The following is a 14332-nucleotide window of genomic DNA, read 5'->3' as shown; positions in this document are numbered from 1 at the left end:
GTGCTCATTGGGGCGTCACACGTTCGCGGCGCGGCGCGACGGCCAGCGCATGCACGTGCTTGGTGATCGATTGCGTGATGAAGCGCGCGGTGATCGGCGTGCCGTCGTAATGCAGCACCGGGATCAGCCAGGCCGGGTCGATGTCCAGCTCGTTGATCAGCAAGGTGCGCATCTGCGCGTCGCGGTTCTGCTCGGCGACGAACACATGGTCGTGCATCGCGATGAACTCGCGCACGCTGGACGGGAACGGGAAGGCGCGCAGGCGCATCGCGTCGAGGTGGATGCCGTCGGCGGCCAGCGCCTCGAGCCCTTCGTCCATCGCCGGGGCGGTCGAGCCGAAGTACAGCACGCCCAGGCGCGTCTTCTTCGCCGCCGCGCGCAGCAGCGGCTGCGGCACCAGCGTCGCGGCGGTCGCGAACTTGCGCAGCAGGCGCTGCACGTTGTACAGATAGTGCGGGCCGGCCTCGGAATAACGCGCGTATTCGTCGCGCGTGGTGCCGCGCGTGAAGTACGCGCCCTTGGTCGGATGCGTGCCCGGCAAGGTTCGCCACGGGATGCCGTCGCCGTCGACGTCCTTGTAGCGCGCGAACTCCTTGCCGGCCTCCAGTTCCTCCGCGGTCATCACCTTGCCGCGGTCGAGCTGGCGCGACGGGTCCCACGCGAAAGGCTCGGACAGGCGCTGGTTCATGCCGATGTCGAGGTCGGTCATCACGAAGACCGGGGTCTGCAGCCGGTCCGCCAGGTCCAGCGCCGCGGCCGCGAACTCGAAACACTCGTGCGGGTCCTGCGGCAGCAGCATCACGTGCTTGGTATCGCCGTGCGACGCATAGGCGCTGCTGATGAGGTCGGCCTGCTGCGTGCGCGTGGGCATGCCGGTGGACGGGCCGCCGCGCTGCACGTCGATGATGGTCATCGGGATCTCGGCGAAGTAGGCGAGGCCGATGAACTCGGTCATCAGCGACACGCCGGGCCCCGAGGTCGCGGTGAAGGCGCGCGCGCCGTTCCAGCCGGCGCCGGTGACCATGCCGATCGAGGCGATCTCGTCCTCGGCCTGCACCACCGCGAAGCGGTGCTGGCCGGTGGCCGGGTCGACGCGGTACTTGCGGCAGTACTTCTCGAAGGCCTCGGCCAGCGACGACGACGGCGTGATCGGGTACCAGGCGCAGACCGTCGCGCCGCCGTAGACGCAGCCCAGCGCCGCGGCGGTATTGCCGTCGACGAAGATGCGGTCGCGCACCGCATCGGCGCGGCGCACCGTCAGCCCGATCGGCGACTTCAGGTGGTCCTTCGCGAAGCTGCGGCCCGAATTCAGCGCGCGCACGTTCGATTCGAGCAGCCGCTCCTTGCCCTTGTACTGCTCGGCCAGCAGCTTCTCGATGACCTGCGCGTCGACCTCCATCAGCACCGACAGCGCGCCCAGCACCATGATGTTCTTGAACAGCGTGCGCTGGCGCGGGTCCTCGTAGGTGGCGTTGCAGATCGCGGTGACCGGCATGCCGATCACGTTGATGTCGTCCCGGAAGGCCGTCGGCGGCAACGGCTTGGTGCTGTCGTAGAACAGGTAGCCGCCGACCTCCAGCTCGGCGACGTCCTGCGCCCAGGTCTGCGGGTTCATCGCCACCATCATGTCGATGCCGCCGCGCCGGCCCAGCCAGCCGCGTTCGGACACCCGCACCTCGTACCAGGTCGGCAGGCCCTGGATGTTGCTGGGGAAGATGTTGCGCGGACTCACCGGCACGCCCATGCGCAGGATCGCCTTCGCGAACAGCTCGTTGGCCGAGGCCGAGCCCGAGCCGTTGACGTTGGCGAACTTGATGACGAAATCGTTGACCGCTTCGATGCGCTTCATGCATGTGTCTCCGCGCGAACGGCCAGCGACGTCGTCTTCGCGTCGCGACAGGCCGGCCCCGCCTTCGTCGTCAGCAGCAGGAACTTCTGCATGTCCCACGCGCCGGTCGGGCAGCGCTCGGCGCACAGGCCGCAGTGCAGGCAGACGTCCTCGTCCTTGACCATCACCCGCTGCGTCTTCAGCGGCAAGCTGACGTAGAGCGCCTGATCGGTGTTCAGCGCCGGCGCCTTCAGCTGCTGGCGCAGCTCGGGCTCGTCGGCGTTGGCGGTGAAGCTGATGCAGTCGGTCGGGCAGATGTCGACGCAGGCATCGCATTCGATGCACAGCTTGTCGCTGAACACCGTCTGCACGTCGCAGTTGAGGCAGCGCTGCGCCTCCTTGAACGCGGTGGCCGCGTCGAAGCCGAGCTCGACCTCGATCTTGATGCTGGCCAGCGCCTTCTCCTTCTCGGTCCACGGCACCTTGAAGCGCAGGTCGTTCGACACCGCGTTGTCGTAGCTCCACTCGTGGATGCCCATCTTCTGCGACATCAGGTTCACGTGCGGCGGCGGCCGCTGCGCCACGGCTTCGCCGTGCAGCAGGCGGTCGATCGACACCGCCGCTTCATGGCCGTGGGCCACCGCGGTGATGATGTTCTTCGGGCCGAAAGCCGCATCGCCGCCGAAGAACACATTGGGGATGCTGGACTGGAAGGTCACCGGATCGACCACCGGCATGCCCCATTCGTCGAAGGCGAGCCCGCTGTCGCGCTCGATCCACGGGAAGGCGTTTTCCTGGCCCACGGCCACCAGCACCTCGTCGCAGGCGAAGTCGACGTCCGGCTGCCCGGTAGGCTTCAGCGTGCGGCGGCCGCGCTCGTCGTAGACCGACTCGACGACCTCGAAGCGCATGCCGACCAACTTGCCGTTGTCGTGCAGGAAGGCCTTCGGCGTGTGGCAGGGGATGATCGGGATGCCCTCGTGCATCGCGTCTTCCTTCTCCCACGGCGAGGCCTTCATGTCCTCGAAGGTCGAGCGCACGATCACCTTGACGTCGTCGGCGCCCAGGCGCCGCGCCGAGCGGCAGCAATCCATCGCGGTATTGCCGCCGCCGAGCACGATCACCCGCTTCTTCACCGCGGTGACGTGGCCGAAGTAGACCGAGGCCAGCCAGTCGATGCCGATGTGGATGTGTGCCGCCGCCTCGTCGCGACCTGGCACCTTCAGGTCGCGCCCACGCGGCGCGCCGCAACCGACGAAGACCGCGTCCCAGCCTTCGGCGAGCAGTTCCTTCATCGAGCCGATGTAGCGGCCGCCCTTGAACTCGACGCCGAGGTTCAGGATGTAGCCGCATTCCTCGTCGATAACTTCCTCGGGCAGCCGGAAGCGCGGCACCTGCGTGCGCATGAAGCCGCCCGCCTTCGCATCGCCCTCGAACACCGTGACCGCATACCCCTGCGACGCGAGGTCGCGCGCGACGGTCATCGACGCCGGCCCGGCGCCGACGCAGGCCACGCGCTTGCCGTTCTTCGGCAGCGGCCGCGGGATCATCGCCCGCATGCCCTCGCCCTTGAAGTCGGCGGCCACGCGCTTGAGGCGGCAGATCGCCACCGGCTCCGGCTTCTCGGCCTGCTTCTCCTCGACGCGGCCGCGCCGGCATGCCGGCTCGCACGGCCGGTCGCAGGTGCGGCCGAGGATGCCGGGGAAGACGTTGGACACCCAGTTGACCATGTAGGCGTCGTCGTAGCGACCCTGCGCGATCAGCCGGATGTACTCCGGCACGGGGGTGTGGGCCGGACATGCCCATTGGCAGTCGACGACCTTGTGGAAGTAGGCCGGATTGGCCACGTTGCTGGGCATCACGGGCGCGCGTCTCCTGCAGTCACGGAGCGCCCTGACCTCGTCGATCAGCCGACCGGCCCGACCCGAAACAACCACCCGGGCCGATCCCAAACGCCCCTTCGTTGTGCGGACCAGTCTACTCCCGCACCGGAAGGGCGCGTTTGCGCGTTCTCAGTCCGCGAGCAGGTCGCGGCGCGCGCTGGCGCTATCCGACGATGCCGGGGGGCGGGGGCGGCGCGGGCGATGCGGGCGGCGCAGGCGGCGGCACCGGCAGCGGCGGACGTGACGCCGCCGGGGCCCGAGGACGCACGCGGTCGAGCGGCTGCACCGGCCGTTCTTCGGTGGCCGGCGGCGCGGCCGGGGCCTCGGCTGCAGGCGGGGCCGCCGTCGGCGCAGGCTCGGGCGCGGCCGTCGCCGGCGTGGTCGCCGCGGGCGCCGGCGCGGGTGCAGGTGCCGGCGCGTCCTTGCGGCCGCAGGCGCCGAGCAGCGCGGCGGCCAACGCCAGCATCACGCTCGATCGCATGCGGAATCGGTCTTGCATTCGCAGTCTCCGTGCATCGGGTCCATTGTGCCGAGTCGCGCCGCCGCATGAGCCCGCCCGGCCGTTCCGAAGGGCTCATCCCGGAGCACGCAGTGCGGAGGGTAGTCCAGTGAGCCCGCTACGGCGCGCGTCCTTCGTCGCGGATGGGCCGATCCAGCGCGGCGGCCAGCGCCAGCAGCACCGACACGCTGCCGAACAGCCACAGCGCCGCCGTCGTGCCGCCGTGCTCGAGCACCAGCCCGCAGACCGCGGCGCCCACCGGGTGCAGCGCGAAGGCGATCAGCCGGAAGCTGGAGTTGACGCGGCCCTGCAGCCCATCGGGGATCTTCGCGATGCGGTGGCTGAACTGCACCACGTTGTAGATCGGCGCGACGAACTGGATGCCGCCGAGCACCAGGCCCAGCGTCAGCGCGCTGGCCGCCAGCCCGAACAGCGGAAACAGCAGCGCTTGCACCGCCAGCGTGCCGATGATCACCGTGCCGAAGCCGAAGCGGCGCTGGCACCAGGGCCCGAGCAGCGCGCCGAACATGCCGCCCAGCCCGGCGAGGCTGAAGATCACGCCGATCTGCGCCTCGGCGACGCCGCGCTGCTGCGCCAGCACGATCAGCAGCAGCGGCACCGCGGCATTGACGAAATGGCCGACGCCGGTCAGCAGCGCCATGTCCCGCACCAGCCGGTCGCGCCACAACCAGCGCAGGCCTTCGGCGATCTCCGAGCGCAGGTCGTGCCGGCCGGCATCGGACGCCGGCGCGAACGACGCACGCAGCCGGAAGATGTTGAACGCCGACAGCGCGAAGCACGTGGCGTTGACCACGAACGGCAGGCTGCGGCCGAGGCTGCCGTACAGCCAGGTGCCGAGCGCCGGCCCGGCGATGGCCGCCGCCGCGAAGCCGACCTGGTTCTGCGCCACCGCCTGCGGCAGCTGCTCGTTGGCGACGACGCGCGGCAGCGCCGCGGTCTCGGCGATGTTGAAGAACACCATCAGCGTGCCCTCGATCACCGCGACGATGTAGATGTGCGGCATCACCAGGGCATCGACCGCCATCGCCGCCGGCAGGCTGCCGACCGCGATCGCGCGGCCGACATCGCAGACCAGCATCACGCGGCGGCGGTTCCAGCGGTCGATCAGCGCGCCCACCGGAAGGCTCAGCAGCAGGTAGGGCACGATGCGCAGCGCCGAGACGAGGCCGACGATCGTCGGCGACTGCGTCATCGCCAGCACCAGCAGCGGGTAGATGATGCCGGTGGCGTAGGCGCCGAGGTTCGATACCAGCTGCGCGCTCCACAGCAGCAGGTAGTTGCGCTGGCGCCAGACCGGCGGCCGCGCGGCCGCCTGCTCCGGCATCGCAGGAGGACGTCCGGTCACGCCGGCAGCACGCGCAGCACCTTCTGCAGCCCTTCCACCTTGCGCCCCTTGCGCGCGCGCTTGCCGGCGTGCTCGGCCAGCGCGGCGCCCTTCAGGTCCTCGTCCTTGGGCTTGCCGCCGCGGCCGCTGCCGATCACGCGCAGTGCCGCCGCGCAGGTGGCCACCGAGACCAGCGGCGACTTGGGATCGACGTCCATCAAGGTCAGGCCCTTGCCGCCGTTGGGCTGCAGCTTGAGCTCGTCGAGCGGGAACAGCAGCAGCCGGCCGTCCATCGACAGGCACGCCACCTGCGCGTGGCCGGCGGCCACCGCCACCGGCGGCAGCAGGTGGTCCTGGTCTCCTAACGTCAGGAAGGCGCGGCCTGCGCGGTTGCGGCCCTGCATGTCGCCGGCCTTGGCCAGCAGTCCGAAGCCGGCGGTATTGGCCAGCAGCAGCGTGGTGTCGGCATGGCCGGCGAAGTAGTGGGCCGGGTGCGTGCCGACCTCGAGGTCGATCAGGCTGGTGATCGGCGCGCCGTCGCCGCGCCCGCCGGGCAGGCTGCTGACGGCCACCGAATAGACGCGGCCGGAGCCCTTCGCAGGCGTGCCGAAGACCAGCAGCGTCTCGACGCTGCGGCACGGGAAGGTGCCGTACAGCGCATCGCCGGCCTTGAACTGCAGCGTCTGCGGATCGACCTCGTGGCCCTTGAGCGCCCTCACCCAGCCCTTCATGCTGACGACCACCGTCACCGGTTCGTCGACCACCTTGATCTCGGCCACCGCGCGCTTGTCGGCCTGGATCAGCGTGCGGCGCTGATCGCCGTGGGCCTTCACGTCGGCCTCGATCTCCTTGATCACCGTGCGCCGCAGCACCGCGCCGCTGCCGAGGATCTCCTCGAGCTTGCCCTGATCCTCGCGCAGGCCCTTCAGCTCCTGCTCGATCTTGATCGCCTCCAGCCGGGCCAGCTGGCGCAGCCGGATGTCGAGGATGTCGTCGGCCTGGCGCTCGCTCAGCTTGAAGCGCTCGATCAGCGCCGGCTTCGGCTCGTCGGCGTGGCGGATGATGCGAATCACCTCGTCGATGTTCAGCAGCACCAGCTGCCGGCCTTCGAGCACGTGGATGCGTTCCTTGACGCGGCCCAGGCGATGCTCGGTGCGCCGGCGCACCGTGTCCTGGCGGAAGGCGATCCACTCGACCAGGATCTGGCGCAGGCTCTTCTGCGTCGGCCGGCCGTCGCGGCCGATCATCGTCAGGTTCAGCGGCGCGCTGGTCTCGAGGCTGGTGTGGGCAAGCAGCGTGGTGATCAGCGTGGACTGCTCGATCGTGCGGCTCTTCGGCTCGAACACCAGCCGCACCGCGGCCTCCTTGCCCGACTCGTCGCGCACCGCGTCGAGCACCGACAGCACGGTGCCCTTCAGCTGCACCTGCTCGGCGCTGAGCGCCTTCTTGCCGGCCTTGACCTTCGGGTTGGTCAGCTCCTCGATCTCCTCGAGCACCTTCTGCGCGCTGGTGCCGGGCGGCAGCTCGTCGACCACCAGCTGCCACTGGCCACGCGCGAGGTCCTCGATCTTCCAGCGCGCGCGCACCTTCAGCGAGCCCCGGCCGGTGGCGTAGGCCTCGCGGATCTCCTCGGGACTGCTGATGATCTGGCCGCCGCCGGGGAAGTCCGGGCCGGGCAGCAGCGCGTGCAGCACGTCGTCGGAGAGCGTCTCGTCCTTGATCAGCGCGACCGCCGCGGCGGCGACCTCGCGCAGGTTGTGGCTCGGGATCTCGGTGGCCAGGCCCACCGCGATGCCCGACGCGCCGTTCAGCAGCACGAAGGGCAGCCGCGCGGGCAGCAGGCGCGGCTCGGTCTCGGAGCCGTCGTAGTTCGGCACGTAGTCGACCGTGCCTTCGTCGATCTCGTCGAGCAGCAGCCGCGCGATGGGGGCCAGGCGCGCCTCGGTGTAGCGCATCGCCGCGGCGCCGTCGCCGTCGCGGCTGCCGAAGTTGCCCTGGCCGTCGATCAGCGGGTAGCGCAGGCTGAAGTCCTGCGCCATGCGCACCAGCGCGTCGTAGGCCGCGGTGTCGCCGTGCGGGTGGAACTTGCCGAGCACGTCGCCGACGACACGCGCGGCCTTCACCGGCTTGGGCGCACCGGCCGCACCATGGCCCAGCCCCATGCGCTGCATCGAGTACAGGATGCGGCGCTGCACCGGCTTGGCGCCGTCGCAGACATCGGGCAGCGCGCGGCCCTTGACGACCGACAGCGCGTATTCAAGGTAGGCCCGCTCGGCGTAGTGCGCCAGCGTGATCGCATCGCCGCCATCGCTGGGCGGCCCGGATTGGAAATCGAGGGTGGTCTGGTCCATCGGGAAACGGGAATCAGCGCGGGAACATCTCGCGCAGCTTCAGCTTCCAGAACTTGCCGGTCGATGTGCGGGGCACGGCATCGATCGGCTGGTAGCGGTCGGGAAGCTGCCAGCGTGCGAACCCGTGCTGCAGCAGGTGCGCGTTCAGCGCGTCGGGGGCCGCATTCTGCCCCGGCTTGAAGACGATGCAGGCGAGCGGCCGTTCGCTCCACTTCTCGTCCGCGATCGCGATCACCGCGGCCTCGGCGATCGCCGGATGCGCCATCAGCGCGTTCTCGAGGTCGACCGAGCTGATCCACTCGCCGCCGGACTTGATCAGGTCCTTGGTGCGGTCGGTGATGCGCAGGAAGCCCAGCTCGTCCATCGTCGCGACGTCGCCGGTGCGCAGCCACAGCCGGCCCTGCGCGTCGCCGACGAACTTGTCGGCGCTGCGCGGCACGTGGTGGTAGGCGCCGGTGATGAACGGGCCGCGCACCTGGATCTCGCCCATCGTGCGGCCGTCCCAGGGCGCGACCTCGCCATCGTCGGTGACCAGGCGCAGCTCGATCAACGGCGCCGGGATGCCGGCCATCGCGGCGCGGCGGAAGCGCTCGTCCTCGCCAGCTTCGCGCAGCTCGGCGCGCGGATAGGCGACGGTGGCCAGCGGCGAGGTCTCGGTCATGCCCCAGCCCTGCACGATGGTCACGCCATGGCGCGCGAAGGCGCGGATCAGCGACTCCGGCACCGCCGCGCCGCCGACCAGCGAGCGCAGGCCCTGCGGCAGGGTCCAGCGGCCGGGCGACTCGGTCAGCGCGCGCTCGTAGGCCTGGATCAGCCCGAGCCAGATCGTCGGCACGCCCAGGGTGAGCGTCGGCGGCTCGATCTGCATCAGGTCGAGCAGATCGTCGGGATGCAGATGCGGGCCGGGGAAGACCAGCGGCACGCCCAGCATCACCGCCCCATACGGCACGCCCCAGCTGTTGGCATGGAACATCGGCGTCACCGGCAGCACGACGTCGCTGCTGCGCAGGCCCCAGTGGTCGGGCAGCGCGGCGGCCAGCGTGTGCAGCAGGGTCGAGCGGTGCGAGTAGACGACGCCCTTCGGCCGCCCGGTGGTGCCGGACGTGTAGCACATCGCCACCGGGTCGTTCTCGCCGTGCTCGGCATAGGCGAAGCCGTCCGGGTCGGCGGCCTCGAGCAGAGCTTCGTAGTCGAGGAACTCCGGCGGCACGGGTGCACCGGAGAACGGGAAGACGATCACCTGCTCGAAGCGGTGCAGTGCCGCGAACTGCCGGTACAGCGGCAGCAGCACGTCGTCGACGATCAGGAAGCGGTCCTCGGCATCGGCCGCGATCCAGCCCAGCTCGTCGGGCGACAGGCGCAGGTTCAGCGTGTGCATCACGCCGCCGGCGGCCGGGATGCCAAAGTAGGCCTCGAGGTGCGCGTGGTGGTTCCAGCACAAGGTCGCGACGCGGTCGCCCGGACGCAGGCCCAGGCGCTGCAATGCCGAGCCCAGCGCCCGCGTGCGGCGATACCACTGGCCGTAGTCGTGGCGGCGCAGCGACTTGTCGGGCAGCCGCGAGACGATGCGGTTGTGTCGGAAGATCGTGCCGGCGCGGTCCAGCAGGTGGTTCAGCGACAGCGGCACGTCCATCATCGTGGTCTGCATCGACTCGTCCCCCGGGGTAGATGTGTGTTCGGCACGGCGGCCCGCGCCGTCGCAGGCGTCAGGCCGCGGCCTCGACGCCCATCGCCAGCCGCGCCTGGTACTCGCGGTCGAGCATGCTCATCACGATCAGCGAGTCGTAGCCGTCAGCGCCGTCGATGCTGATGCGCACGCTCTCGCGCAGCCGGCCTTCCTCGACGAAGCCCTCGCTGGCGTAGAGCTGCAGCGCGCGGATATTCAGCGACTTGACGTCGAGCCAGAAGCGGTGCGCATGCAGGTCGCGGAAGGCCATGCGCTTGAGCAGCTGCACGCAGGCGCGGCCCAGCCCGTGGCCCTTGGGCTGCAGCACGATGCGCTTGAGCTCGACGCTGCGCTGCGGATTGCGGCAGCCCTGCAGGATGACGAAGCCGGCGCGTTCGTACTCGGCGCCGGCCTCGACGATGAAGTGCCGGAAGTCGGGGATGCGCACCGCTGCTTCATGCTGCGTGCGCTCCCAGGGCGTGATGAACGGCAGGTTGCGCGCGTCGGTCTCGACCGAGATCACGAAGTCGAGGTCCGACAGCATCGTCGGCCGCAGGCGCAGGCGCAGGTCGGGCGAAGTCATGGCCCATTGTGCGACCGTGCGACCGTGCGACCGTGCGACCGTGCGACCGTGCGACCGTGCGACCGGCGCGCCCGTGCGGCCGCGCGCCCGCCGCCTACCGCCTGGCTACCGGCACTCGAAGCTCGCCGCGCTCTCCAGGCTGCCCGTGCCCTTGTAGCGGGCGACCTGCGGATACGGGCACAGCGGGCGCGTGCGGTCGGCCGCCCAGCCCGCGGGCACTTCGGGATTCACGCCGCCGGCGTTGCCGGCACCGCGGGCCGACGCGGTGACCTGGTCGGGCGCGCGGCCGTTCTCGACCCAGTCGACCAGCGACGCCAGCATGTCGAACTGATCGGTGGCCGGTCCGCCGCTGCAGTGGCCCATGCCGGGCACGCGGTAGAAGCGCGCGAAGTCGGCTGCGTTGCCGCTGTTGGCCGACTGCAGCCCGCGGTACCAGGTCTCGGTGTCGTTGACCGAGAAGATCGCGTCGCTGACGCCGTGGTAGACCATCAGCTTCGCGCCGCGGCCCTTGAGCGTGCCGAGCGCGGTCGGGTTCGGCGGCGTCATGAAGCTCATCGCCGATTCGGTGTAGGTCCCGTTGCTCGCGTTGATCGCCTGCACCAGTGCGTCGATGTTCGCGGTCAGCGAGAACTGCGGCGGGTTGAAGCCCGCCGGGTTCACCGGCGGCACCTGGAACACGAAGCCGACGGCGCCGGGGTCGAGCACCATCGACGCGGTGAACTCCCAGAACGCGACACCGGGGCTGCCGAGGCCGGCATCGAACGGGAAGCTGGCATACACCGGCGCGCCGGTGCTGGTGACCGCGCCGCTGAAGATCGGCGCGATCGCGCTCTTCTGCGCGGCGCTGAGGCAGCTGCCGTCGCGCTCGCCGCTGCAGGTGGGCACGTCGCTGGCGAGGCTGAAGGCCGCCTGGCAGGCGGCGACGTCCTGCACCAGGCCGTCGGTCGCGCCGTCGAGCGCATCGCACTTCGCGAGCACGCGCTGCGACACCAGCGTGCGCTCGGCGGCGGTGAAGGCGGTCGACAGGTCCGCCGGGTTCGTCGCGACGCCCGCATAGCGCTGCGCGCCGAAGATGTTGGCCACCGCGGCCTTCGGCAGGTTGTAGCCGGGTGCGCCGGCGAGGAAACCGTCGTACTGGTCGGCGTAGCGCGCCGCGGCCACCATCGTGTGCCGCCCGCCGTTCGAGCAGCCGCCGATGTACGAGCGGTCCGGCCCCTTGCCGTAGGCGGCCTGGATCACGCCCTTGGCCATCGGCGTGAGCTTGCCGACGGCCTGGTAGCCGTAGTCGAGCCGCGCCTGCGGGTCGAGGCCGAACGCCGGGATCTGCGCGGCCGTGTGGCCGGCATCGGAGCTGATCACCGCGAAGCCCTTGTGCAGCGCGTGCGTCAGCGGCCCGCCTCCGGTGGCGCCGGTGGCGGCGACGACGTTGCCGTCGAGCCCGCCGTTGGCCTGGTGGAAGAAGCGGCCGTTCCACGCCCGGGGCAGCCGCATCTCGAAGCCGATGGCGTAGGTCTGCCCGTCGACCGCGCTGACGCGCTGGTGCATGCGGCCGGTGACGAGGCAATGTTCGGGCACCGCCTGGCCACCGACCGACAGCGCGCCGGCAGCCACGGTGGACGTGGCGGTGATGCTGGTGTTCGCCAGCGTCGCCAGCCGGCCGGCCAGCGATTCGCAAGTGCCCGACAACGATGCCGGTGTCGCAGGCGACAGTTGCGGCAACGACGCATCGCTGCCGCCGCAGGCGCCCAGCGCCAGTGCGGACAGCGCGGCCAGCACCGGGCCGGCGGACGGGAAAGCTCTCATGGCAGGGTCTCCTTCGATCAGGCGCGCTCGGCCATCGATGCGCGCATTTGATTAACTTACTTAATCAAATGATCGGCTCACATCCGGTGATACCCTCTCACGCAAAGTGATGTTTTAGTTCACTGCATACATTATTTTGGTCAAGGGTCCGGTGCACGGACAATGTCCCCATGGCACGCAGGACCCCCTTCGCCTCGCCGAGCGCATCGGCCCCCGACGAGCTCCGCCAGGACACGCTGAACGAGGTCATCGGTTACCAGGTGGTGCAGGCCGGCATCACGACGCTGCAGGTCTTCGAGCGCTGCGCCGGCGAACCGCTGTCGCTGAGGCCGGTGGAATACAGCGTGCTCGCGCTGATCCGCGACAACCCCGGCATCGCGCCGGCACGGCTGGCGCGGGCGCTGAGCGTCACGCCGCCGAACATCACGATGTGGGTGGCCAAGCTCGAGGCGCGCGACCTGGTGCGGCGCGAGGCGAGCGTCGACGACCGGCGCGCGCAGCAGTTGTTCGCGACGCCGGCCGGTCAGAAGCTGGTGGACGATGCGACGCGACGCATCCTCGAGGGCGAGCGCCAGCGCCTGGGGGCACTGACACCCGGCGAACGCTCGATCCTCACCGAGCTGCTGCGCAAGCTGGCGAGGATCCGCTTCGATCAGGCATGACGGCCCCCGGGCGCCGTGGCCCGGGGCCGGATGGTCAGCAGCGGCCGGTTGCGCGCCGCTGCCGGGTTACTGGCCGCAGCCGAGCGCCGTGATGCGGTCGTGTGCGGCCTTGGCCTGCACCAGGCCGTGGCCGAACTCGGCGTCGCGGCCCGGCGCGCCGAGGTCCATCGCGCTCTTCGCCAGCGAGGCGCGGATCTGCTCGGCGCTGCAGCTGGTGTGCAGGCTCCACACCAGCGCGGCCACGGCCGACGCATGCGGCGTGGCCATCGACGTGCCGTTGTACGACGCGTAGAGGTCGGGCAGCCCGAACACCGCGACGCTGGTCGCTTCGCCGAGCTTGCCGGCGAGCAGTGCCTCGCCGTCGGCCTGCGTGATGCCCACGGAGGGGATCGCCGTCATCGTCTCGCCGAGCGTGCCGAACAACTCGCCGGCTGTGTTGTTGAAGATCACCGCGCCGGCGCCGCCGCTGGCCTGGCAGTTCACGACTTTCTGCGCGAAGCTGATGTTGCCGCGCTTGATCAGGCAGACCTTGCCGGCCATGCTGCCCGGCGTCGCCGTCTCGCCGAGCGCGAAGTCGGCCAGCGCGCCAGCACCCGACACCCGCGGCGAACCGTCCATCGATTGCGATGGCACCGCCATGCCGCCGACGTCCACCGAGCTGCCGGTCTGGCTGAAGGCCGGCACCGTCGACTGCACCGCGACGCCGGGCGCCGCGAGCTCCACGTCGGCATTGACCTGCGAGAAGCCGGCCCTTGCCTTGTTGGCGTCGATCGCGGCGACCGACACCACCTCGGGGAAGCCGGCCGGGAACGAGGTGGCGGTATTGCCGTCGTTGCCGGCGGCCGCGATCAGCAGCAGGCCCTTCTTCGCCAGCAGCGTGCTCACGCGCTGCTCGATCGGGCTGGCCGAATCGCCGCCGAGCGACATGCTGACGACGTTCGAGCCGGCCTGCCAGCAGCTGAGCATCGCGCGCGCGATCACCACGCTGCTGGCGCTGCCGGCGGCATCGAAGACCTTCGCGATGTGCAGCTTCAGCGTGCCCGAGGGCGCGACGCCGACCACGCCGACGCTGTTGTTCAACGCGGCGATCGTGCCGGCGACGTGCGTGCCGTGCGAGTTCTCGTCGGTATCCCAGCGGCCGGACTTGGTGAAGTTCTCGCCGGTCTTCGGGATGGCGGCGAGGTCCTCGTGCGTGCCGTCGATGCCGGAGTCGACGATGCACAGGTTGCGATTGCCGGCGGCGCTGTCCGAGACCTGGTCGGCCTGCACCATCGGGATGCCGTAGGGCACGGTCTGCGTCGACGTGAGGGCCGTCGAGCGCGGGCCCTTGCCGCCGAGGATGCGCCGCGGCACGCCGGCATCGACGAAGTCGACGTTCTTGTTCTTCGCGAGCGCGGCCAGCGCCTTCGCGGGCAGCTCGATCACCATCGCGTCGGCCGCGCTCATGTCGTGCAGCACGCGGCCGCCGGCCTTGGTGACGTCGTTGCGCACCGCCGCCGCGGCGCCGGCCTTGTGGCCGACCGCGACGCTGACACGGTCGTTGTTCTGCGCCTGTACGGAGACCGCGGTCAGGCTGAAAGCGGCGCCCAGCGCCGCGACGATCAGGGAGGGTTTGAACATGGAGGGCACCGATGAACTTCCGGTTGGGAAGCGGTGATGCTCGGCACCCCCTCTCGCAGCGTCAATCCCCGGAAGACGAGGCCCGGGCTAAC

Annotated in this window: 10 protein-coding genes; 1 reads left to right on the top strand and 9 read right to left on the bottom strand. The window is 70.4% G+C overall.

From position 1 onward, the window contains the following. Window positions 1-4: 4 nt before the first annotated feature. From P1K89_RS15960 to P1K89_RS15925, 8 genes are all read right to left on the bottom strand, one after another. Window positions 5-1849, bottom strand: coding sequence for a 2-oxoacid:acceptor oxidoreductase subunit alpha (locus P1K89_RS15960; protein WP_284617423.1), 1845 nt, complete (start codon window positions 1847-1849; stop codon window positions 5-7). Continuing rightward, window positions 1846-3687, bottom strand: a complete 1842-nt coding sequence (locus tag P1K89_RS15955) for an FAD-dependent oxidoreductase (protein ID WP_439897985.1) — start codon at window positions 3685-3687, stop codon at window positions 1846-1848. The genes P1K89_RS15960 and P1K89_RS15955 overlap by 4 nt, the downstream gene beginning before the upstream one ends. 187 nt (window positions 3688-3874) lie before the next feature. Beyond that, on the bottom strand, window positions 3875-4210 hold the full coding sequence (locus P1K89_RS15950) for a hypothetical protein (protein WP_284617421.1): 336 nt from the start codon (window positions 4208-4210) through the stop codon (window positions 3875-3877). A gap of 118 nt (window positions 4211-4328) precedes the next feature. Further along, a complete protein-coding gene (locus P1K89_RS15945; RefSeq protein WP_284617420.1) occupies window positions 4329-5555 on the bottom strand; it encodes an MFS transporter in 1227 nt (408 codons plus the stop codon). Between the two features lie 17 nt (window positions 5556-5572). Beyond that, a complete protein-coding gene (gene parC, locus P1K89_RS15940) occupies window positions 5573-7906 on the bottom strand; it encodes a DNA topoisomerase IV subunit A (protein ID WP_284617419.1) in 2334 nt (777 codons plus the stop codon). A 13-nt stretch (window positions 7907-7919) separates the two neighbouring features. Then, window positions 7920-9554: a long-chain fatty acid--CoA ligase gene (locus P1K89_RS15935; protein WP_284617418.1), complete on the bottom strand. Its 1635-nt coding sequence runs from the start codon at window positions 9552-9554 to the stop codon at window positions 7920-7922. Window positions 9555-9612: 58 nt separating this feature from the next. Then, on the bottom strand, window positions 9613-10155 hold the full coding sequence (locus P1K89_RS15930; RefSeq protein WP_284617417.1) for a GNAT family N-acetyltransferase: 543 nt from the start codon (window positions 10153-10155) through the stop codon (window positions 9613-9615). Between the two features lie 105 nt (window positions 10156-10260). Continuing rightward, window positions 10261-11958: a tannase/feruloyl esterase family alpha/beta hydrolase gene (locus tag P1K89_RS15925; protein WP_284617416.1), complete on the bottom strand. Its 1698-nt coding sequence runs from the start codon at window positions 11956-11958 to the stop codon at window positions 10261-10263. 170 nt (window positions 11959-12128) lie between these two features. Here P1K89_RS15925 and P1K89_RS15920 point away from each other — a divergent pair, with 170 nt between their 5' ends. Beyond that, window positions 12129-12620, top strand: a complete 492-nt coding sequence (locus P1K89_RS15920) for a MarR family winged helix-turn-helix transcriptional regulator (protein ID WP_284617415.1) — start codon at window positions 12129-12131, stop codon at window positions 12618-12620. A 66-nt stretch (window positions 12621-12686) separates the two neighbouring features. Here the strand turns inward: P1K89_RS15920 and P1K89_RS15915 are convergent, their stop codons facing one another. Continuing rightward, window positions 12687-14240 (bottom strand): S8 family serine peptidase, encoded by a 1554-nt coding sequence (locus P1K89_RS15915; protein WP_284617414.1) that lies wholly within the window; start codon window positions 14238-14240, stop codon window positions 12687-12689. Window positions 14241-14332: the final 92 nt, after the last annotated feature.

The sequence above is a fragment of the Aquabacterium humicola genome, from assembly GCF_030167915.1.
GTDB classification, from domain to species: domain Bacteria; phylum Pseudomonadota; class Gammaproteobacteria; order Burkholderiales; family Burkholderiaceae_C; genus Pseudaquabacterium; species Pseudaquabacterium humicola.
The sequence above is the reverse complement of the archived record's forward strand: the minus strand, read 5'-3'. Positions and strand labels throughout refer to the sequence as shown.

Bases quoted from the DNA above. Each gene is read 5' to 3' on its own strand.
- P1K89_RS15915 (WP_284617414.1), bottom strand. From the start codon at position 14,240: ATGTTCAAACCCTCCCTGATCGTCGCGGCGCTGGGCGCCGCTTTCAGC.
- P1K89_RS15930 (WP_284617417.1), bottom strand. From the start codon at position 10,155: ATGACTTCGCCCGACCTGCGCCTGCGCCTGCGGCCGACGATGCTGTCG.
- P1K89_RS15945 (WP_284617420.1), bottom strand. From the start codon at position 5,555: ATGCCGGAGCAGGCGGCCGCGCGGCCGCCGGTCTGGCGCCAGCGCAAC.
- P1K89_RS15925 (WP_284617416.1), bottom strand. From the start codon at position 11,958: ATGAGAGCTTTCCCGTCCGCCGGCCCGGTGCTGGCCGCGCTGTCCGCA.
- parC (WP_284617419.1), bottom strand. From the start codon at position 7,906: ATGGACCAGACCACCCTCGATTTCCAATCCGGGCCGCCCAGCGATGGC.
- P1K89_RS15935 (WP_284617418.1), bottom strand. From the start codon at position 9,554: ATGCAGACCACGATGATGGACGTGCCGCTGTCGCTGAACCACCTGCTG.
- P1K89_RS15920 (WP_284617415.1), top strand. From the start codon at position 12,129: ATGGCACGCAGGACCCCCTTCGCCTCGCCGAGCGCATCGGCCCCCGAC.
- P1K89_RS15955 (WP_439897985.1), bottom strand. From the start codon at position 3,687: ATGCCCAGCAACGTGGCCAATCCGGCCTACTTCCACAAGGTCGTCGAC.
- P1K89_RS15960 (WP_284617423.1), bottom strand. From the start codon at position 1,849: ATGAAGCGCATCGAAGCGGTCAACGATTTCGTCATCAAGTTCGCCAAC.
- P1K89_RS15950 (WP_284617421.1), bottom strand. From the start codon at position 4,210: ATGCAAGACCGATTCCGCATGCGATCGAGCGTGATGCTGGCGTTGGCC.